General features: G+C 71.6%; 17 protein-coding genes. 4 read left to right on the top strand and 13 right to left on the bottom strand.

Features of this window, described 5'->3' with window-relative positions; translation table 11 throughout:
• Window positions 1–9: 9 nt before the first annotated feature.
• From N8J89_RS15805 to N8J89_RS15770, 8 genes are all read right to left on the bottom strand, one after another.
• On the bottom strand, window positions 10–1,899 hold the full coding sequence (locus N8J89_RS15805) for a DUF2264 domain-containing protein (RefSeq protein WP_283665103.1): 1,890 nt from the start codon (window positions 1,897–1,899) through the stop codon (window positions 10–12).
• Window positions 1,896–2,891: a hydroxyacid dehydrogenase gene (locus N8J89_RS15800; protein ID WP_283665102.1), complete on the bottom strand. Its 996-nt coding sequence runs from the start codon at window positions 2,889–2,891 to the stop codon at window positions 1,896–1,898. The genes N8J89_RS15805 and N8J89_RS15800 overlap by 4 nt, the downstream gene beginning before the upstream one ends.
• Complete coding sequence (locus tag N8J89_RS15795; RefSeq protein ID WP_283665101.1) at window positions 2,888–3,754, bottom strand: carbohydrate ABC transporter permease; 867 nt, start codon at window positions 3,752–3,754, stop codon at window positions 2,888–2,890. Before N8J89_RS15795 ends, N8J89_RS15800 begins: the two co-directional genes overlap by 4 nt.
• On the bottom strand, window positions 3,751–4,644 hold the full coding sequence (locus N8J89_RS15790; RefSeq protein ID WP_283665100.1) for a carbohydrate ABC transporter permease: 894 nt from the start codon (window positions 4,642–4,644) through the stop codon (window positions 3,751–3,753). Before N8J89_RS15790 ends, N8J89_RS15795 begins: the two co-directional genes overlap by 4 nt.
• Window positions 4,641–5,966, bottom strand: a complete 1,326-nt coding sequence (locus tag N8J89_RS15785; RefSeq protein WP_283665099.1) for an ABC transporter substrate-binding protein — start codon at window positions 5,964–5,966, stop codon at window positions 4,641–4,643. The genes N8J89_RS15790 and N8J89_RS15785 overlap by 4 nt, the downstream gene beginning before the upstream one ends.
• A gap of 96 nt (window positions 5,967–6,062) precedes the next feature.
• Entirely contained in the window at window positions 6,063–7,472 is a 1,410-nt protein-coding gene (locus tag N8J89_RS15780; protein ID WP_283665098.1) for a substrate-binding domain-containing protein, read from the bottom strand.
• Window positions 7,473–7,602: 130 nt separating this feature from the next.
• On the bottom strand, window positions 7,603–9,465 hold the full coding sequence (locus N8J89_RS15775; RefSeq protein ID WP_502868450.1) for an ABC transporter ATP-binding protein: 1,863 nt from the start codon (window positions 9,463–9,465) through the stop codon (window positions 7,603–7,605).
• Window positions 9,462–11,195 (bottom strand): ABC transporter ATP-binding protein, encoded by a 1,734-nt coding sequence (locus N8J89_RS15770; RefSeq protein WP_283665097.1) that lies wholly within the window; start codon window positions 11,193–11,195, stop codon window positions 9,462–9,464. Before N8J89_RS15770 ends, N8J89_RS15775 begins: the two co-directional genes overlap by 4 nt.
• 88 nt (window positions 11,196–11,283) lie before the next feature.
• On the opposite strand from N8J89_RS15770, the gene N8J89_RS15765 reads away from it, so the two are divergent.
• Window positions 11,284–11,886, top strand: a complete 603-nt coding sequence (locus tag N8J89_RS15765; protein ID WP_283665096.1) for a TetR/AcrR family transcriptional regulator — start codon at window positions 11,284–11,286, stop codon at window positions 11,884–11,886.
• On the opposite strand, the gene N8J89_RS15760 is transcribed toward N8J89_RS15765, so the two are convergent.
• The gene (locus N8J89_RS15760) at window positions 11,873–12,664 is read right to left on the bottom strand and encodes an isocitrate lyase/PEP mutase family protein (protein WP_283665095.1); all 792 of its coding nucleotides are present in this window, start codon (window positions 12,662–12,664) and stop codon (window positions 11,873–11,875) included. The genes N8J89_RS15765 and N8J89_RS15760 overlap by 14 nt on opposite strands.
• Window positions 12,665–12,732: 68 nt before the next feature.
• On the opposite strand from N8J89_RS15760, the gene N8J89_RS15755 reads away from it, so the two are divergent.
• A complete protein-coding gene (locus N8J89_RS15755; RefSeq protein ID WP_283665094.1) occupies window positions 12,733–13,680 on the top strand; it encodes an ArsR/SmtB family transcription factor in 948 nt (315 codons plus the stop codon).
• 23 nt (window positions 13,681–13,703) lie between these two features.
• Here the strand turns inward: N8J89_RS15755 and N8J89_RS15750 are convergent, their stop codons facing one another.
• Both N8J89_RS15750 and N8J89_RS15745 read right to left on the bottom strand, forming a co-directional pair.
• Window positions 13,704–14,303, bottom strand: a complete 600-nt coding sequence (locus N8J89_RS15750) for an excalibur calcium-binding domain-containing protein (protein ID WP_283665093.1) — start codon at window positions 14,301–14,303, stop codon at window positions 13,704–13,706.
• A gap of 59 nt (window positions 14,304–14,362) precedes the next feature.
• On the bottom strand, window positions 14,363–15,937 hold the full coding sequence (locus N8J89_RS15745) for a putative glycoside hydrolase (protein ID WP_283665092.1): 1,575 nt from the start codon (window positions 15,935–15,937) through the stop codon (window positions 14,363–14,365).
• Window positions 15,938–16,107: 170 nt separating this feature from the next.
• Here N8J89_RS15745 and N8J89_RS15740 point away from each other — a divergent pair, with 170 nt between their 5' ends.
• Window positions 16,108–16,899, top strand: coding sequence for a lysozyme (locus N8J89_RS15740; RefSeq protein ID WP_283665091.1), 792 nt, complete (start codon window positions 16,108–16,110; stop codon window positions 16,897–16,899).
• Here N8J89_RS15740 and N8J89_RS15735 read toward each other — a convergent pair.
• The gene (locus N8J89_RS15735; protein WP_283665090.1) at window positions 16,893–17,582 is read right to left on the bottom strand and encodes a TetR/AcrR family transcriptional regulator; all 690 of its coding nucleotides are present in this window, start codon (window positions 17,580–17,582) and stop codon (window positions 16,893–16,895) included. The two genes, N8J89_RS15740 and N8J89_RS15735, sit on opposite strands and share 7 nt — an antisense overlap.
• 81 nt (window positions 17,583–17,663) lie before the next feature.
• Between N8J89_RS15735 and N8J89_RS15730 the strand changes: the two genes are divergently transcribed.
• Window positions 17,664–19,022, top strand: a complete 1,359-nt coding sequence (locus N8J89_RS15730) for a serine hydrolase domain-containing protein (RefSeq protein ID WP_283665089.1) — start codon at window positions 17,664–17,666, stop codon at window positions 19,020–19,022.
• On the opposite strand, the gene N8J89_RS15725 is transcribed toward N8J89_RS15730, so the two are convergent.
• The gene (locus N8J89_RS15725) at window positions 19,006–19,380 is read right to left on the bottom strand and encodes a VOC family protein (RefSeq protein WP_283665088.1); all 375 of its coding nucleotides are present in this window, start codon (window positions 19,378–19,380) and stop codon (window positions 19,006–19,008) included. The genes N8J89_RS15730 and N8J89_RS15725 overlap by 17 nt on opposite strands.
• Window positions 19,381–19,410: the final 30 nt, after the last annotated feature.

Here is a 19,410-nt window from a genome sequence, read left to right as displayed (position 1 = left end):
GGGCAGCTCTCAACGGTCAGCAACGACCACCCGGGGTTGCGCGGGCTCGCCACTGAGCACCGGCGCGCCCAGCTCGATCCGGATCCGGGAGCCCTGCTGGCCCCACACCAGGTCGATCCGGTCCCCCGCCACCGTGACCTCGGTGACCGGCAGGGGCTCTGCCGTGCCGCTCAGCGTCGCCAGGGCCACGTGCAGCGTGCTGCCCCCTGCCGCGCCGACCAGCCGGGGCACCTCGGCGAACCGGGTGTAGGCCGTGCCCAGCGGGGCCCGCACCGCCTCGGCCGCGGACCAGCCGTGCAGTCCGCGCAAACTGGCGCGCACCTCGGAGTCCGCCCCGGTGGCCCACCCGGTCAGCTGCACCTCGGCCCCGTGCGGCGCACCCACCACCCGGTGCACCCGCAGCTCAAGTTGCCCTTGGACCACGGTCAGGCTCTCCACCCGCAACCCGGGCACCATCGGCGGCCCGGCCGGGAACACCGGCCGGTGCCAGGACGCCGCCCAGCCCCAGTCGCCCCCTCCCCCGGCGCCCAACGGGCGGATGCGCCGCCGGACGCTGCGCACACCGCCGACCAGCACGCTGAAGTGGTTGTCCGCCAGGTTGGTCTTGGCGGTCGGGCCGGTGTGCGTGGAGTAGGCGAGCCTGCCGTAGTGCGGATCGTCCTGCGCCGCCGACTCGGGCTCGTGCGGCCGGACGTGGTCGCTGCCGTGGTTGTGCAGCCGCACCAGGCCATCGGCCCGCGTGCTCTGCACCAGAAAACCGGGACCGGGCAACGCGACCACCCGGTCCGGTCCCTCGCTGGGCGCGGGCTGCTCCAGCTCCGTCCACAGTGGATGTTCCGGCGGCGCGAGCAGGCAGACGAAGGACTTCGAGGCCCAGTAAGGGGATGACGGGCCGGAGTAGTGCTGGAGGGTGGGCTCGTGCGGGCCGTGCCAGCCCAGGCTGAGCAGGCCGTCCTCGCTGAGCGCGCCGCGGTCGAGGAAGTAGCGCAGTGAACCGCTCATCAGCCGCCGGGACACCCCGGGGCGCAGCGGGGTGTGGCCGGTGAGCGCGCCGAGGCCGACCGCGGTCGCGGCGGCGAAGCGGTAGGACAGCGACCGTCCGAAGTGGATCGGCGCGCCGTTACCGGCGAACAGCAGGGAGAAACCGTCCAGGTGCTCGCGCAGCCGCGCGCCGTGCACCGTGTCGCCCTCGCCGGCCAGGTGCTGGTCCAGGACCGGGTACAGGTGCAGGGCCCAGCCGTTGTAATGGTCGAAGGCACGGCCGTCGCCGTCGGCGTACCAGCCCTGGCCTCGGTACCAGGTCTCCAGCAGCTCCAGCGCCCGGTCGCGGGCGCGCCGGGTGTGCTCGTCGGCGCGGCCGACCGACTCCAGGAACCCCGCCACGGCGTAGGGGAAGAAGTACCAGTTGTTGGGCGCGGGCACGTGGGTCAGCGAGTCGTGCAGCCAGTCCGCCGCCCGGTCCTGCACCGCCGGGTCCAGGTCGTCCCACAGCCACCGCCGGGTCAGCCGCAGGCCGAGGGCCACCGAGGCGGACTCGACCATGGGCTGGCCCTGCACGTCGTGATCGCGGATCACCGGCCAGGACTCGGCGTCCGCGCGGCCGGGGGTGGCGGTACCGGCGGCCAGGCCCTCGGCGTAGCGGCCGATCCAGCCGTGCGGGTCCGCGCCATCCTGTCCGGCCACGCGGAACGCGGCGGCCAGGAAGGTGCGGGCGTAGCCCTCCAGTCCGTCGGAGCGCACCCCGCTGCCCGAGGGCCTGCCGGGCAGGTCGAGCAGCGCCCCGCGCGGAGTGGCCCACCGCCAGGCCGCGCTGAGCAGCCCGTCGGCCGCGGCGACCCAGTGGTCACGGGTGAAACCGGTGTGCGGACTGAGGTTCCGGTCCTCCTCGGGCAGTCTCATGCCAGGCGGTCCAGCCTTTCGCGTCGTACCGGATGGGCGAAACCCGCGCCCGAGCTCCAGCGGGCGATCTCGGCCACGGCGTGCTCGGCCAGTCGTCCCCACTCGTTGCCCTGGGACCCGGCCAGGTGCGGGCTGATCAGCACGTTCTCGCTGCGCCACAACGGATGCGTGCCGGGCAGCGGCTCCGGGTCGGTGACGTCCAGCACCGCCCTGACCCGCCCGGCCAGTGCCGCCTCGGCCAGCGCGTCCTGGTCCACCACCGCGCCGCGGGCAGTGTTGATCAGCGTGGCATCGTGCCGCATCGAGTCGATCAGCTCCCGGCTGACCAGGCCCACGGTGGCCGGCAGCAGCGGGGTGTGCACGCTGACCACGTCCGCGCGGGCGAACAGCTCGGCCAGGCCGACCGGCTCAGCCCCGAGCTCCACGGCCTCGGTCTCAGTGACGTACGGATCGTGCAGCAGCAGCCGGAAGTCATAGGGCCGCAACAGTTCCAGCATCCGGCGGCCGATCAGCGAGGCGGACAGGATGCCCACCGTGCGGCCGTAGTTGCCCACCGCCTGCGGGGTGTCCAGCCACTGGCCGGACTGCTCGACGCCGGCCCGGTACGCGCGGGCGCGCTCCAGCACCTTCTTGCCGCTCAACAGGATCATCGCCACGGTGTACTCGGCCACCGGCAGCGCGTTGGCCGCCGCGGCCGAGGACACCTCGATGCCCTTGTCCCACACCGCCTGCGTGACGTGCCCGCGCACGGTGCCCGCGGTGTGCACCACCGCGCGCAGCCGGGGCGCGGTGGCCAGCACCTGTTCGGTCAGCTCCGGACAGCCCCAGCCGGTGACCAGCACCTCCACCTCGGCCAGCGACTCGCCGGTGAACTCGTGCAGCACACCGGGGACCGGATCGCAGACCCGGGTGAAGGCGGCCAGCGCTTCGGGGCGCAGCACCGCCTCGGCGGCCTCCCTGGACATGGCGAAGGCGGCGCGCGGACGGTTCACTTGACCGCTCCCGCCGTCAGGCCGGACCGCCAGAAGCGTTGCAGCAGCAGGAAAGCGACGATGAGCGGCAGCACCGCGAGCAGAGAACCCATGATCACGAGCGGGTAGTATTCCGGAGAAACCGTGGCCGCGCTGTTCCAGGCGTAGAGGCCGAGGCTGACCGGGTACAGCTTCTGGTCCGAGAGCATCACCATGGGCAGGAAGAAGTTGTTCCAGATCGCGGTGAGCTGGAACAGGAACACCGTGACCAGTCCGGGTCCGAGCATGCGCAGCGCCACCCGGAAGAACATGGTCAGCTCGCCCGCGCCGTCGATCCGCGCGGCCTCCAGCACCTCGCCCGGCACGTAGCCCTGGCTGAAGATCCGGCCGAGGTAGACGCCGAAGGGGTTGAACAGCACCGGGATGAACACCGCCCAGAAGGTGTTGACCAGTCCGGTGCCCGAGGCCATCAGGTACAGCGGCAGGGCCAGCACGGTCTGCGGCACCATCACCGCGGCCAGCACCAGCCCGAAGAGCTTCTCCTTGTGCCGGAACACATACTTGTCGAAGGCGTAGCCGCAGGCGATGCTCACCATCGCGCTGATCGCGGCCCCGATCCCGGCGTAGAGCAGGCTGTTGAGGTACCAGCGGCCGAACAGCCCGTTGTCCTCGGCGAAGACCTCGACCAGGTTCTGCCAGAAGGAGAAGTTGGTCAGGGACAGCACATCGCTGTTGAACAGCGCGTCCCGGTCCTTGGTGGCGGCCAGCAGCAGCCACAGCACCGGCAGCAGCGCGTAGAGCACGGACACCCCGACCAGGGTGTTGACCGCGAACCGGCCCAGCAGCCCGGGCCGCAGCGCGGCAGGCAGGTCGTTGGCGCTCATGCGGCCTCCCCGGTCTTGGCGGTGCGGTTGCTCCAGCGGGTGATGCCGTAGGAGAGCGCGACGGTGGCCAGCAGCAGGACCACCGAGGCCGCCGCGGCCAGGCTGTAGTTGTTGCGGGTGAAGGCCGCGTCGTAGATGTACATGCTCGGCGAGAACCGCGAGTTGATCATCGGCGTGGACTGGCTGAGCAGCACCGGTTCGGTGAACAGCTGCAACGCCCAGATCAGGGTGAACATCGAGACCATCACGATCGAGGAGCGCACCAGCGGGGTCTTCACCCGCAGCGCGGTGCGGATCGGCCCCGCCCCGTCGACCACGGCGGCCTCCACCACCTCGCGCGGCACGGCTTGCAGCGCGGCGTAGAAGATCACCATGTTGTAGCCGAGGTTGCTCCACAGCGCGATGTTCACCATGGACGGCAGCACGGTGTGCACGCCGAGGAAGTCGATGGTGATGTCGGCCTGGCCGAGCAGGTCGATCACCGGGCTCAGGCCCGGGGTGTAGAGGTAGAGCCAGATGATCGCGGCGATGATGCCGGGCACCGCGTGCGGCAGGTACAGCGCGAGCTGCGCCGAGGCGCGCAGCCGGGCCCCGCCGGAGTCCAGCAGCAGGGCCAGGCCGAGCGCGCCGACCACCAGCACCGGGATGTAGATCAGGCAGTAGAGGGCGACGGTGAGCAGGCTGTTCAGGAAGGTCGGGTCGGTGAGCACGGCCGCGTAGGCGCGCAGGCCGATGAACACGGTGGACTCCGGGCCGAAGCCGAGGCCGGGCTGGTCGTCGCTGAAGAAGCTCAGCCACACCGCGGTGCCGACCGGGATCAGGAACACCACGGTGAACAGCACGAAGAACGGGGCCATGAGCAGCGTGCAGGCCAGGCGGTGCGGTTTCACCGGCTCACCTCGGTGGCGGAGAGGCCGAGTGCGAGCAGGTCCGGCATGGTGCCGTGCTGCGCGTCCCGCACCGCGTCCAGCAGGGTGCCCTGCCCGCCGCCGGCGCGGGCGAAGCCGTCCTGCATGACCTTGAGCGTGGCGGTCATCCGCGGTCCCCACATCCAGCCGTCGCGGATCTTGCGGGCCTCCTCGTCGAAGAGGCGGTAGATGTCCTGGCCGCCGTAGTAGGGCAGGTCGAAGGCGGCGCTGCCGACCTGCACCAGCGCGGGCGCGGCCGGGTACATGCTGCTGGTGCCGCTGGAAAGCCTGGCGCGGAAGGAGTCCGGGTGCGAGACCTGCCACTCGATGAACTCCATCGCGGCCTCCGGGAAAGCGCTTGCCTGAGTGATCGCGAAGGTGGATCCGCCGTGCGTGCCGACCGACTCCTTGGCCGCGTCGTCCCACTGCGGCATCGGCGCGATCCGCCACTGCCCCTTCTGCCCGGGCCGCGCGTTCTTCTGCGCCCCGGCCTCCCAGGCCCCGCTGAGCCGGGTGAGCAACCGGCCCTGGCCGATCTGGGCGTCGGCGTGCTTGCTGTCCGCGGCGTTGGTGTAGACCAGCTGGTCGTCGATGAGCCGCTGCCAGTACTCGGCGACCCGGCGGGAGGGGGCGTCGGTGAGCGAGACCTGCCAGCTGCCGCCGGTGGTGCTGAACCACTGGCCGCCCGCCTGCCAGGAGAACGCGGCGAACTGCGTGCCGCCGTCGGTGGGGAACAGCGCCAGCCGCCGGTCACCGGGCAGGCCGCGGACCACCTTGGCCAGCTCGGCGAACTCGGCCCAGGTACGCGGCACGGACAGGTTGTGCTGGGCGAACAGGTCGGTGCGGTAGTGCAGCACCATGGGTTCGACGTCCAGCGGCACCGAGAACACCCGGTTCTCGAAGGTGGTCAGCCCCAGCGCCTGCGGCAGGAGCTTGGCGCGCAGGCGATCGCTGAGCAGGTCGGTGATGTCGCGCAGCACCCCGTCGATGGCGAACCCGGGCAGCTGCGGGTACTCGATGGTGGCCACATCGGGCGGGTTGCCCGCACGGGCGGCGTTGCTGAGCTTGGCGTACCCGCCCTGCCCGCCGGAGGGCACCTGCTGGAAGTCCACGAAGATCCGGTTCTGCGACTTGTTGAACGCCTCCACCACCTGGCGGCTACCCCGCAACGAGGACCAGAAGGTGATCCGGGTCGGCCCGCCGGGCCCCGGTCTGCGCCGAGTGGTGTCCGGCCCGCAGGCGCCGAGCACCGGAAGCGCGGCAGCCGCGGCAAGCAACGAACGACGGCTCAGACGAGCAGGCATCGGCGCCTCCACTGACAGTGGTCGAGACCCGAATCCTGATCGCCTGAGCGATTCAGGTCAAGAGAACGATCAAATTTCCCACAATCGCTCAAACGATCAGATACGTCGGGTCGATCCCCGCACCATGAGATCCGGCAACAGCTCAACCCGCCGCGTCCGCCAAGCTGCGCCACTGGCCAGCCGGGTGAGCAACAACTCGGCGGCCACCCGTCCCACCTCGGCCTTGGGTGGGGCGACCGCGGTCAGCGGCGGACTGCCCAGGGCGGCGACAACGTCGTCGTAGGCGACCACGGAGCAGTCCTGCGGAACGCGGAGGCCGGCGTCGGCGAGCTGCTGGACGAGGATGAGGGCGTCGACGTCGCCGTGCAGGATGACGGCGGTGGAGCGCCGGGCGCGGAGGATCGCGGCGAGCTCGCTGGGCGGGGTGGCGTGGGGGTCGGCGGGGATGGGGGTGGTGATGGCTCCCGGGTGGGTGGGGGCGGTTGGCCTGCGGTTCGCGAAGGGGCGGTCGGTTGCTCGGGGCGCGGTGGTGGCGGGCGGAGCGGTGGCGGAACTCGGCTCGGTGGTGGCGTGCGGCTCGCTGGCGGCGAGCGGCGGGGCAGCCCCATCTGGGCCAGTGGAGGCCTGCGGCGAAACAGCCGCACCTGGCGCGGCGGTGTGCGGCGCGGCAGCCGCACTCGGCACGGCGGGCTGCGAACCGGCCACCCCATCCGGCCCGGCGACACCCGCCACTCCCCCGCCGCCCGGCACCGCGCCCCCAGCCCCACCCTCCGGTCCCGGTCCGGCGTCCGCGGCGCTGAGCAGCACCGTCCAGTCCTCGATCTCCGCGCGATAAGACGCGATCTCCGCGAACGCCGCCCGCAGCGCCCGCGCCGTCGGACTGTCGTCCCGAGCAGCCAGCACGATCCGCCGGTGGCCCAGCGACACCAGGTGTTCCACCGCCAGGTGCATCCCGTACCAATGGTCCGTGCACACCGAGTCCAGTGCGTGCAGCCTGCTGCCCGGCCATGGCCTGCGCTCCATCAGCACCAGGGGGACCTCGATCTCCGCCAGCCAGGCGTCATTGAGTTCCGCCTGGGTGGTGCGCCAGCGGGGAGCGATGAGCAGTCCTCGGATGTCCTGAGCCAGCAGGCGTTCCACGATGGGGCGTTCCGCGCCGGGGGGCTGGGGGGCGATGTGCAGGACCACTCGTTGGCCCGCGGCCTCCAGGGCCGTGCGGGCGCCGTGCATGGTCTCGTGCAGGTAGGCGTGCCGCTCGGGGACGACCAGGGCGATCGCGCCGCCTTCGGGGAGGGCGGGGGCCGGGGCCGGGTCGCGGGTGGTGAGGGAGCGGGCCACGCCGTGGCCGCGGCGCAGGGCACCGAGTCTCGCCAGCTCTTCTACGTCGCGGCGGGCCGTGACCACGGAGACGTCCAGCTCGGCGGCCAGGTCGCTGACCCGGACCGCGCCGCGGGCCTGCACCGCGGCCAGGATTCGCTGGCGTCTGGCCTCGCCCGGCTCTCGCATACCGGCTTACCGCCCATGTTCGTTTGATCGTTTGATCGAATCATAGCCCGGGGCGGGGTGAGGCGGTCAAGCGGTCGTCGATCAAGGGTGGTGAGTGGGACGGCGTTGAGAGAACAGCCGCCCCACTCGGTCAGCCGGCCGGGGTGAACTGGGCGGAGTACAGGCGGTGGTACGCGCCTTGCGCGGCCAGGAGCTCCTCGTGGTTGCCCTGTTCCACGATCCGGCCCGCCTCCATCACCAGGATCAGGTCCGCGTCCCGGATGGTGGACAACCGGTGTGCGATCACGAAGCTGGTCCGGCCGCCCCGCAGGTTGGCCATCGCGTGCTGCACCAACGACTCCGTGCGGGTGTCGACCGAGCTGGTGGCCTCGTCCAGGATCAGCAGCGACGGATCCGCCAGGAACGCCCGGGCGATGGTGAGCAGCTGCTTCTCACCGGCGCTGACGTTGCCGCCCTCCTCGTCGATCACCGTGTCGTAGCCCTCGGGCAGGGTGCGCACGAAGTGGTCCACGAACGCCGCCCTGGCCGCGGCCTGGATCTCCGCCTCGGTGGCCTCCGGCCTGCCGTAGGCGATGTTCTCCCGGATGGTGCCGCCGAAGAGCCAGGTGTCCTGCAGCACCATGCCGATCTGGCCGCGCAGGTCCTCCCGCCGCAGGCTGGCGATGTCCACGCCGTCCAGGGTGATCCGGCCGGCGTCCAGCTCGTAGAAGCGCATGATCAGGTTGACCAGGGTGGTCTTGCCCGCGCCGGTGGGGCCGACGATGGCGACCGTCTGCCCGGGCTGGGCGACCAGGGACAGGTCCTCGATCAGCGGGCGGTCCGCTTGGTAGGCGAAGCTGACGCGCTCGAAGACGACCCGGCCCTGGCGGCGGGCCGGCCGCGGGGCGTCGGCCGGGTCGGGGCTCTGCTCCTCGGCGTCGAGCAGCTCGAAGACGCGTTCGGCCGAGGCGACGCCGGACTGCATCAGGTTGGCCATGGAGGCGACCTGGGTCAGCGGCTGGGTGAACTGGCGGGAGTACTGCAGGAACGCCTGCACCTCGCCGAGGGTCATCGCGCCGCTGGTGATGCGCAGGCCGCCGACCACGGCGATGAGCACATAGCTCAGGTTGGACAGGAACATCATCGCGGGCATGATCAGCCCGGAGACGAACTGCGCGCCCAGCGCCGAGCCGAACAGCTTCTCGTTGCGCTGCGCGAACTCCGCCTCGGACTCGCGCTGGCGGCCGAAGACCTTCACCAGCTGGTGCCCGGTGAACGCCTCCTCGATGTGCGCGTTCAGCGCGCCCGTTTCCTTCCACTGCGCCACGAACAGCTTCTGCGAACGCTTGCCGATCCGGGTGGTGATCAGCATCGAGATCGGGATGACCAGCAGCGCGATCACCGCCAGCAGCGGCGAGATGGTCAGCATCATCACCAGCACGCCGACCACGGTCAGCAGCGAGATCAGCGACTGGTTCAGCGTCTGTTGCAGGGTGGTGGAGATGTTGTCGATGTCGTTGGTGACCCTGGAGAGCAGCTCGCCGCGCGGCTGGTTGTCGAAGTAGCGCAACGGCAGCCGGTGCAGCTTGGCCTCGACGTCCTCGCGCAGCCGGTACACCACCCGCTGCACCACCCGGTTGAGCAGCAGGCCCATCAGGTAGCCGAACAGCGAGGCCACCAGGTACAGCCCGAGCACCCAGGCCAGCACCACGGCCAGCGCCTCGAAGTCGATGTGCGCGCCGGCATCCCCGCGCAGCCGGGCCAGCACGCCGTTGAAGATGATGTCGGTGGCCTGGCCCAGGATCTTCGGCCCGGCCACGGAGAAGGCGACGCTGGTCACGCCGAGGGCGAGCACCAGCCACAGCCGGAGCCGCTCCGGCCGCATCCGCCCGAAGAGTCGTTTGGCCGAGGGCTTGAAGGTCTTGGCCTTGCCCATCGGCGGGCCCATGCCGGGCATCGGCCGTCCCATCGGTCCCTGCGCGGGCGGCCGGGATGAGGTGGTCGTGGTGCTCATGCGGCCTGCTCCGGGGTCAGCTGGGACTGGACGATCTCCCGGTAGGTCGGGCAGTCGGCCAGCAGTTCGGTGTGGGTGCCCCTGCCGACGATGGATCCGTTGTCCAGCACGATGATCTGGTCGGCGTCCAGGATGGTGGACACCCGCTGGGCCACCACCAGCACCGCGGCTTGCCTGGTGTGCGGGCGCAGCGCGGCGCGCAGCCGGGCGTCGGTGGTCAGGTCCAGCGCGGAGAAGGAGTCGTCGAAGAGGTAGATCTCCGGTTTGCGCACCAGGGCACGGGCGATGGACAGGCGCTGGCGCTGGCCGCCGGAGACGTTGGTGCCGCCCTGGGTGATCGGGGCGGCCAGGCCGCCGGGCATGTCGGCGACGAAGTCCTTGGCCTGGGCCACTTCCAGGGCCTGCCACAGTTCCTCGTCGGTGGCCTCGGGGTTGCCGTAGCGCAGGTTGCTGGCCACCGTGCCGGTGAACAGGTAGGGCCGTTGCGGGACAAGGCCGATCCGGTTCCACAGGGTGTCCGGTTCCAGCTCGCGCACATCGGTCCCGTCCACCAGCACGCTGCCCTCGGTCACGTCCACCAGGCGCGGGATCAGGGTGAGCAGGGTGGTCTTGCCCGCGCCGGTGCTGCCGATGATCGCGGTGGTCTGCCCGGCGCGAGCGTGGAAGGACACGTTGTGCAGCACGGGTTCCGCGGCTCCGGGGTAGCGGAACTCGACCGCGCGGAACTCCAGTTCGCCGCGCCAGCCGGGGTCGCGCACCGGGGTCAGCGGTGGCCGCACCGAGGGCTCGGTGTCCAGCACCTCCTTGATCCGCTCGGCGCAGACCGCGGCGCGCGGGATCATGGTGGCGATGAAGCTGGCCATCATCACCGACATCAGGATCTGCAACAGGTAGTTCAGGAACGCGGTCAGCGCGCCGATCTGCATCTGCGCCGCGTCCACCCTGGCCGCGCCGAACCACAGCACCGCCACGCTGGAGACGTTGAGGATCAGCATCAGCACCGGGAACAGCAGCGCCTGCAACCGGCCCACCCGCAGCACGGTGTCGGTCAGGTCGGCATTGGCCACCGCGAACCGCTTGGTCTCACTGGGCTCCCGCACGAACGCGCGCACCACCCGGACACCGGTGAGCTGTTCCCGCAGCACCCGGTTGACCTGGTCGATGCGCTCCTGCATGACCCGGAACAGCGGCACCGTGCGCACCACGATCAGGCCGATCGCGATGGCCAGCACCGGCACGCACACCAGCAGCAGCCAGGACAGGCCGACGTCCTCGCGCAGGGCCATCACGATGCCGCCAACGCACATGATCGGCGCGGCCACCAGCATGGTGCAGATCAGCACCACGATCAGCTGCACCTGCTGCACGTCGTTGGTGCTGCGGGTGATCAGCGACGGCGCGCCGAAGGTGTTGACCTCCCGCGCGGAGAACTTGCCCACCTGGTGGAAGACCGCCGCGCGCAGGTCGCGGCCGAGGGACATGGCGCAGCGGGCGCCGAAGTAGACCGCGCCGATCGAGCAGAGGATCTGCACGACGGTGACGGTCAGCATCCAGCCGCCGCTGCGCAGGATGTAGCCGGTGTCGCCGGTGGCGATGCCGTGGTCGATGATGTCGGCGTTCAGGCTGGGCAGGTACAGCGAGGCGATCGTGCCGATGAGTTGCAGCACGAGCACCGCCGCCAGCTCTCGCTTGTACGGCCGAAGATAGGTACGTAACAGTCGGTTCAGCACCGAATACCCCACAGAAGAAACGTTCCGTATCTTACCAAGTCAACGTAGACTTCCCGGCTAAGAAACGCAACGTACTTAAAGGGGCAGCGTGAGTGCGCCGAAGTCACGACGCCGCGGTGAGCAGCTGGAACAGGCCATCCTGGACGCGGCATGGGCCGAGCTGAACGAGGTCGGCTACAGCAGGCTGACCATCGAGGCGGTCGCCGCCAGGGCACAGACCAGCAAACCGGTGATCTACCGCCGCTGGTCGAGCCGGGCGGAGTTGGTACTGGCCGCCTCGCACCGGCAGAACCCGGTCCGCACCCCGCACGAGGCCCCCGACACCGGCGCGCTGCGCACCGACCTGCTGGAGGTCTTCACGCTGATCGCGCGCCGGGCGGAGATGATGAGCGAGATGATCGCCGGGGTGATGGGCGAGACCTTCCGGCATCCCGAGGTCACCGCGCTGCTCCGCCAGCGGCTGAACAGCTCGCCGCTGGCGGAGACGATGACCACGATCGTGCGCAACGCGGCCGAGCGCGGCGAGCTGGCGCCGGTGGAGCTGACGCCGAGGGTGCTGCGGCTGCCCATCGACCTGTTCCGGGCCGACATGCTGCTCTGCGGCGGGACCGTCCCGGCGGAGACGATCGCCTCGATGGTGGATGAGATCTACCTGCCGCTGCTGCGCGGGCTGGCGGTCAGCGCGGACTGAACAGGTCGTTGGCCGCGCCGAAGGGCAGTCCGTCGGCGAGCGCGCCGTAGCTACCGGACTCCAGGAGTTCCCTGGCCGCGCGCTCGGTCGCGGCCAGCGCGGCCTGGGTGATCGCCGAGCCGACGCTGACCCTGGCCACACCCAGCTCGCCGAGCCGGGCGACCTCGGGCGCGCCGGGCATGGCCATGATGTTCAGCGGCCCGTGCAGGCCCTCGACCAGCGCGGCGATGGTCGGCTCGTCGATCACGCCGGGCACGAACGCGCAGTCCGCGCCCGCGGCGAAGGCGGCGTTGCCCCTGGCGATGGCCTCCGCGAGGGCGTCCGGGCCGCTGCCGCCGAGCAGGTAGACGTCGGTGCGGGCGTTGACCACGAGCTCGCTGTTCGCCTTGCGCGCCAAGCGGATCCGCTCCGCGGCGGCCTCCCGGTCGAGCAGCGCGCCGTCGGCGGAGTCCTCGATGTTGACCCCGGCCACGCCCAGCTCCGCCAGTTCGGCCACGGTGCCGGCGAGGTCGTCGTAGCCACCCTCGGCGTCGGCGGTGACCGGCACCGCCACCACGGCCAGGATGCGGCGGATGGCCTCGACCATGCCGGCCCGGTCCAGGCTCTGGCCGTCCGGGCGGCCGTGTGCCCAGGACACCCCGGCGCTGGTGGTGGCGATGGCCGCGGCGCCGGCGGCCTCGATGACCCGCGCGCTGGCCGGGTCCCAGGCGTTGGGCAGCAGCAGCGGGCGGCGTTCGTGCAGCCGCCGGAACTCGGCGGCGTGGTGGGTTCGGCTCACCACACCAGCTTGTCTGTCGGCCGGGCAAATGCCTATCGTTTTCGCTCCAGCTAAAACGAGGGTGGGTCGTGGTCGCGATCGGTTTCGCCGCACAGGGTGTGGCCAGGGTGCGACTGTCCGTGTCCTGCCTGTGGGAGGTCGTGGCCGGCCTGCGGGTGCTGCGCGGCGGCGAGGGCCGGGTGCTGCACGCCCCCTGGGTGGCCAGGACCGCTTCCCCGCTGCCGGACTCGCTGCTGTGGCAGCTGGTTCCGGCCGCGCCGCACTACATCCCGGACTTCCTCACCCCGCCCCCGCACACCCCGGACCTGGCCGCCGAGCTGGCCGCGCTGCGGGCCACCCCGGCCGCCGTGGTACGCGAGCACCTGGACCTCTCCGGCATCCCGGCCAGCCCGGAGATCCAGGCCCTGCACCGGGATCCGGCCACCGGGCTGGCCAGGCTGGCCGAGGAGGTCACCGCGTACTGGGCGCACGCGCTGGCCCCGGACTGGCCGCGGATCCGGGCGCTGCTGGACCGGGAAGTCTTCCGCGGCGCGCGACTGCTGGCCGGGCAGGGCATCGGCGCGTTGCTCAACGACCTGCACGAGTCGGTGCGCTGGGACGGTTCGGCGCTGACCGTGGCCAACAGCCACTGCCGGGCCCCGAACGTCTCCGACGGCCCCGGCCTGGTGCTGGTGCCCTCGGCCTTCGTCTGGCCCTCGGTGCTGAGCATCTCCGCGGGCGAGGCCCCGCAGCTGGCCTATCCGGCGCGCGGGGTGGCCACGCTGTGGGAGACCCCGGCCGACACCGCGGAGACCCTGGGCGCGGTGCTCGGCCGCTCGCGGGCGCGACTGCTGGCTGAGATGTCCGCGCCGACCTCGACCACCGAGCTGGCCCGGCGCACCGGGATGTCCGCGGGCGCGGTGTCCCAGCACCTGAATGCCTTGCGCGGCGCGGGTTTGGTGGCCAGCCACCGGGCGGGCAAGGGCGTGCTGAGCGCGCGCACCGCGCTGGCCGAGGCGCTGCTGGCCGGTCGCTAGGCTGACCGTGCCCAAGTGGCCGATCACCGCTCGCAGGCGACCCCGTCACCGTCGCGGTCCAGGTGCGTTCCGTAGCCGGGGTCACCGCGGTGCAGCGGTGCCGCGCCTGCCTTCTTGGCCTCGGTGCAGTTCTTGTAGTAGGCAGGCGGTTTGGTCTGCTTGGTCGGCTCGGGCTCCGGCGGCGGCTCCACGGTGGGCTCGGGACGACGGCTGGTCGGCGGAGGCGGGGGCTGGCTGCTGGTGGTGGGCTGGGGTTTCTCCACCCGCAGCACCAGCCGCGTGGTCAGCGCCGTGGCCAGGCCCGCGCCGGTCACCGACACCACCCGCCAGTTCGACTCGACCAGCACCGCCCGCCCGTCCACCGACTCCGCCGCCACGTCCCGGAACCCCAGCGCCGCCAGCTCGGCCTTGGCTTCCTTGGGCGTCTTGCCCACCACACCGGGCGGCACCACCGCCCCGGCCGGACTCTCCGCCACCGGCGTCACCGACACCGGCCCGCTGGACGGCACCGGCGGCGGTGGGTTGCCTGCCAGGCTGCCGATGATCACCAGCGCCAGCAGGACCGCACCGGCCACCCACGGCCACTTGCGCTTGCGCGTCTGCCACCACGTCTTGAGGCTCACTCGCCGTTCCTCCCCTGGACGGACTGTGCACCTCCTCGTCGCCGGCGGCTCCGGCTTCGTTACCCGAGCCCCTCCGCCTGGTACCGGCACCCGGCGTTCCACAGCAGGAACGACCCGGCCCCCGCGTCCTTGGCCCCGCGGATCTGCGCCCGCACCTCCCCCGGTCCGTACTTCACCTTCAGCGAGAAGTCCTGCAACCACGGGATCACGCTCGCCGCCGACCCCTCCATCACACTCCGGAAGTCGGCGATCGACCGCTTGACGATCTCGTAGGGCTCGGCCTCCGGGTGGCCCACGCCGTACTCGCCCCGGCCCCAGTGCGAGGGGTAGACCATCGGCGCCACGTAGTCGACGTGCCGGGCCAGCGCCGGGATGTCCTGGGCCACCTGCTCCGGATGGCGGGCGGCGATGCCGAACACCGACACCCCGATCGTGCCGCCCTTGGCCCGGATCGCGCTGGCGGCCTCGGCCACGAAGCTGGTGACGTGGCCGGTGGGGTCGCCGGTGGCGCCGGGGAAGCGCATTCCGCGCAGTGGGCCGTCGGGGCGGCGGACGTAGTCGAAGAGGATGTCGTCGAAGCCCAGTCCGGCGGCCTCGGCGGCCAGCTCGATGTTGTAGCGGCGGACCTCGGGGTGGGCCGGGTTGGTGAAGGCGTAGAGGCCGTAGCCGCCGGTCCACGGGCCGCCGTCGGCGCGCTGCACCAGCTGCTCGTGGTGGCCCGCGCGCCAGGCGGCCGCGCCCAGGACCGGGTCGCGGAAGGCGACCAGGCGGCCGACCACCCTGGCGCCCAGCTCGTGCAGCTGACGCAGGGCGGCGCGGGCGTCGTAGCCGCCGCGGACCGCGCCGATCCGCTTGGCCGTGGCGACCTCGGTGGCGTAGCCGACCAGGCCGCTCTCGTCCTTGATGTCCAGCTGCACGGTGTCGATCCGCTTGGCCCGCAGCAGGTCCAGCACGGGCTCGCGCAGCCCGGGGGCGGTCCAGGCGTGCGCGGTCAGGTGCACCGCGCGCATCCCGGGATGTGTCGAGGTGCGGACCCGCTCCACGGTGAGGTGGCCCGCCTGGTCGGCCGCGGTCACCTCGACCGTCCCGGGTGGACGGTCCAGGGTGACGCTGAAGGAGCCATCGGCGGGCAGCGCGACCCTGGAGCCGTGCACCAGCAGCTTGTCGGCCTCCTTGGCGGTGCCGCGCAGGGTCACCCTGCCGTGTTCGTCCGGCCGGGACGGGCGGTCCACGGCCAGCACCGGGGCGCGCTCGTCCACGGTGAACTTGCGGGTCACCGCCGCGCCGAAGAGCAGGCCGGGCAGCCGGGCGGTGACCTCGTGCTCACCGTGGGTGAGCCCGCGCAGCAGCACCGACACCGAGCCCTCGCCCTGGCGCGCGGACACCGGCTGGCCGTCCACCAGGACCTCCATCTCACGCACCGCACTCGGACTACGCGGGGTGAAGGTGACCACTCGGTCGTGCAGCTCTCCGCCGCGCAGCAGCTCACCCTCCGCGACACCGTCCACTGTGGCCACCGGGTGCAACACCCCGAAGGCCCCCACCACCATCGCCAGCACGACCAGCACCACGCCCAGGGCCAGCGTGGTCAGCAGCCCCCAGTGGTGCCGCTCTCCCTCGTAACGCACAGCCATCGCCGGAACCCCCTTGTCTGCCAAGCTGATCCACGGATTCCCGGTCGCACGCGATCCAGACCAACCGAGCAGGTGACGCTGATTCGGATGAACTCCGCGCCGGCGAGGCGTGAACTCGTCACCGCTGGCTATCTGCGGCACTGACAGGATTCGCCGAACGGGAGGCCACCATGTCCGCACGTCACTGCCTGGCCGTCCTCGCGACGGCGCTGGCCGCCCTGCTCGCGCCGGCACCGGCGACGGCACAGTCCGCAGTGGACGGTGACGCGCCGATGGGCTCACAGATCCGCCTGCACGAAGGCGTCGCCGAGGACCAGCCCAGGGTCGAGGTGTCCCTGGAGGCCTCGGTGGCCGGGATGGACGTCAGCGGCCACCAGCGGGAGGTGGACTGGGGGCACTGGTGGCGGCAGGGCAAGCGGTTCGTCTACGTCAAGGCCACCGAGGGCACCGGCTTCCGCAACCCCTACTACCGCGGTCAGTACGACGGCTCCCGCGGGGTCGGCATGATCCGCGGCGCCTACCACTTCGCCCTGCCGGACCGCTCCAGCGGCGCCGCCCAGGCGAACTACTTCGTCGACAACGGCGGCGGCTGGCGCGGCGACGGCCACACCCTGCCCGGCGCGCTGGACATCGAGTACAACCCGTACGGCCAGAGCTGCTACGGGCTGAGCCAGGACGCGATGTCGCGCTGGATCAAGGACTTCAGCGACACCTACCACCGCCGCACCGGCCGCTGGCCCACCGTCTACACCAGCACCAGCTGGTGGGCCACCTGCACCGGCAACCGGCTCAACCTCAGCGGCACCAACCCGCTGTGGGTGGCCCGCTACGCCAGCTCGGTCGGCGCGCTGCCGCACGCCTGGCCGTTCTACACGTTCTGGCAGTACACCAGCAAACCCCTGGACCAGAACACGTTCAACGGCGCTTACCACCGGTTGCAGGTGCTGGCCAGGGGTCACTGAGTCCTGGCGGCCAGCTGCGCGGCGAAGCCGTCCAGGATGGCGGCCAGGCCGAACTCGAAGGTGCGCTCCGGGGCCGCGGCGTAGCCCTCGGTGCTGGCGGAGTGGCCGTCCAGGCGCCCGCGCAGCCGGGGGAACTCCCTGCCGATCTCGAGCGCCTTGGCCACCGTCTCGCCGATCACGGCCTCGGGGTCCTTGCCGCCGCGGCTGAGCCGCCGGGTCAGCGAAACCTGCGCCGCGGTGCCCAGCGAGCTGCCCAGCACGAAGATCAGCACCGTGGCCGCGGCCTGGTCCGCCTCGGCCGGGTCGAAGCCGGCCAGCTCGTAGACGGCCAGGCAGTGGTCGTCATGGCGGGCCTTGCCCGGTCCGTAGAGCAGGTGGCTGCCGAATGCCTGGCTCAGCCATGGGTGCCGGTTGAGCATGGCGTGCAGGCTGGTGGCCATCGCGGTGGCCGCGCTGCGCCAGTCGGTGCTGGCCAGGTCGGGCAGCTCGACCTCGGCCCAGATCGCGTCGCCGGCCAGCCGGACCAGGTCGTCCTTGGTCTTGATGTGCCAGTACACGGCGGTGGCCGCGGAGTTCAGCCGCTGACCCAGCGTGCGCATGTTCAGGCCGTCCAGGCCCTCCTCGTCCAGCAGCTCGATGGCGGCCCTGACGATCTGGTCCGCGGTCAGCGTGTCCCTCGGCATACCGCGCAGCCTACTTGCACTTTGTTCAAGAATGCGCCTAGGGTCTGACTTGCACTTAGTTCAACTATCTGAGGGGCGCTCATGACTTCGGAACTCGCGGACTTCGTCGCGGCCACAGCGGCAGAGTTCGGCATCCCCGGCGTCGCCGTCGGCGTGCTGGCCAACGGCGCGGAGACCACCGTCGCGCACGGCGTGACCAGCGCGGACAACCCGACGCCGGTGACCGAACGGACCCTGTTCCACCTGGCCTCGCTGACCAAGCCGTTCACCGCCACCGCGCTGGTGCGCCTGGCCGCCGAGGGCGAACTGGACCTGCACGCGCCGGTGCGCCGCTACCTGCCGGAGCTCCGGCTCGCCGATGCGCGGGCACAGGCTGAGATCACCGTGTTCCAGCTGCTCAACCACACCTCGGGCCTGGACTGGCAGCTGGTCGGCGCCGAGGCGGATGAGACCCTGCCGGGGTTCGTGGCCAAGCTGGCCGAGCTCAAGCAGATCGCGCCGCCGGGAGCCAGGGCCTCCTACAGCCAGGCCGGGTACAACCTGGCCGGACGGGTCCTCGAACACCTCACCGGCCAGCCCTTCGAACAGGCCGTGACCGAGCTGGTGCTCACCCCCGCCGGACTGTCGAACACCTTCTTCGACCTCGACGAAGTGCTCATCCGGCCCTTCGCCGTCGGCCACAACCGGGACGAGGACGGCACACTGTCGGCCGCGCGGCCGTGGAAGGCCTGGCGGGCGGGCACCAGCGCCAACAACCCCGGTGGCGGCCTGATCTCCTCGGTGAGCGACCTGCTGCGGTGGGCCAAGTTCCAGCTCGCCGACGGCGCGGGGGCGCTGCCGGCCGAGGCGGTGCGCGGCATGCGCGCACAGACCGCCGAACTGCGCGCCAGCACACTCGGCGACGGCGTCGGCATCGGCTGGTTCCTGCGCGAGGTGGACGGCGTGCGCACCATCGGGCACGGCGGCTCCGGCAACGGCCAGTTCAGCGAGCTGCTGATCGCGCCGGACCGGGACTTCGCGGTGGTCTCGCTGGCCAACGCGGGCCCGGACGGCAACCGCTTCAACCAGGCCGTGCTGCGCTGGGCGCTGGAGCACCACCTCGGCCTGGCGCAGCGGGACCCGGAGCCGGTCCCGTTCGAGGCGGCCAGGGCCGAGGAGGTGGTTGGCCACTACGAGATCGACGCGATGAACCTCGACATCAGCGCCGACGGCGGCAGGATGATCATGGCGGTGGCCATCAAGCCGGAGATCCGCCAGGCCTCCGCCGACATGCCCCCGGACTACCCGCCGGCCGCCTTCGGCTTCCTGCCCGGCGACGGGGAGGAGTACGTCATCACCGAGGGCGGCCTGCAGGGGCAGCGCGGCTACTTCTCCCGCGACGCCAGTGGTGCGATCACCGGCGTGGACCTCTCGGGCAGGCTGTTCAGCCGTTCACGGTAGGTTCGTTGCGGTCGTGGTCGATCACGCAGAACTCGTTGTCCTCCGGGTCCAGCAGCACCACCCAGGGCAGCCGGGGGTCCAGTCCGACGTCGGCCCGGCGCGCGCCCAGCCCGATGATCCGCTCCACCTCGGCGGCGTGCTCACCGGGCGGCGGGTCGAGGTCCAGGTGCACCGGGTTCTTGTCAGGGCGGCGGCCGCCCCCTGGCACCTGCTCGAACATCAGCGGCGGGCCGGCCTCGCCCTTGATCTGCGCGTACTCGGTGCCGTCGAGGCTGAAACCCCGGTCCACCAGGCGATAACCCAGTACCGCTGACCAGAACTCGATGAGCCGGTCCAGGTCCCTGCAATCGAAGGTCACCGCGGCGACTGTGCTTGGCATGGCTGAGGA

The sequence above is a fragment of the Crossiella sp. CA-258035 genome (assembly GCF_030064675.1).
Classification (GTDB): Bacteria; Actinomycetota; Actinomycetes; order Mycobacteriales; family Pseudonocardiaceae; genus Crossiella.
Note: the sequence above shows the minus strand (reverse complement) of the source record. Positions and strands in the feature narration are given on the sequence as shown.

Excerpts from the sequence above, each read along its gene's own strand:
- N8J89_RS15805 (WP_283665103.1), bottom strand. The coding sequence starts at position 1,899 with ATGAGACTGCCCGAGGAGGACCGGAACCTCAGTCCGCACACCGGTTTC.
- N8J89_RS15795 (WP_283665101.1), bottom strand. The coding sequence starts at position 3,754 with ATGAGCGCCAACGACCTGCCTGCCGCGCTGCGGCCCGGGCTGCTGGGC.
- N8J89_RS15785 (WP_283665099.1), bottom strand. The coding sequence starts at position 5,966 with ATGCCTGCTCGTCTGAGCCGTCGTTCGTTGCTTGCCGCGGCTGCCGCG.
- N8J89_RS15780 (WP_283665098.1), bottom strand. The coding sequence starts at position 7,472 with ATGCGAGAGCCGGGCGAGGCCAGACGCCAGCGAATCCTGGCCGCGGTG.
- N8J89_RS15775 (WP_502868450.1), bottom strand. The coding sequence starts at position 9,465 with ATGAGCACCACGACCACCTCATCCCGGCCGCCCGCGCAGGGACCGATG.
- N8J89_RS15745 (WP_283665092.1), bottom strand. The coding sequence starts at position 15,937 with ATGGCTGTGCGTTACGAGGGAGAGCGGCACCACTGGGGGCTGCTGACC.
- N8J89_RS15740 (WP_283665091.1), top strand. The coding sequence starts at position 16,108 with ATGTCCGCACGTCACTGCCTGGCCGTCCTCGCGACGGCGCTGGCCGCC.
- N8J89_RS15735 (WP_283665090.1), bottom strand. The coding sequence starts at position 17,582 with ATGCCGAGGGACACGCTGACCGCGGACCAGATCGTCAGGGCCGCCATC.
- N8J89_RS15730 (WP_283665089.1), top strand. The coding sequence starts at position 17,664 with ATGACTTCGGAACTCGCGGACTTCGTCGCGGCCACAGCGGCAGAGTTC.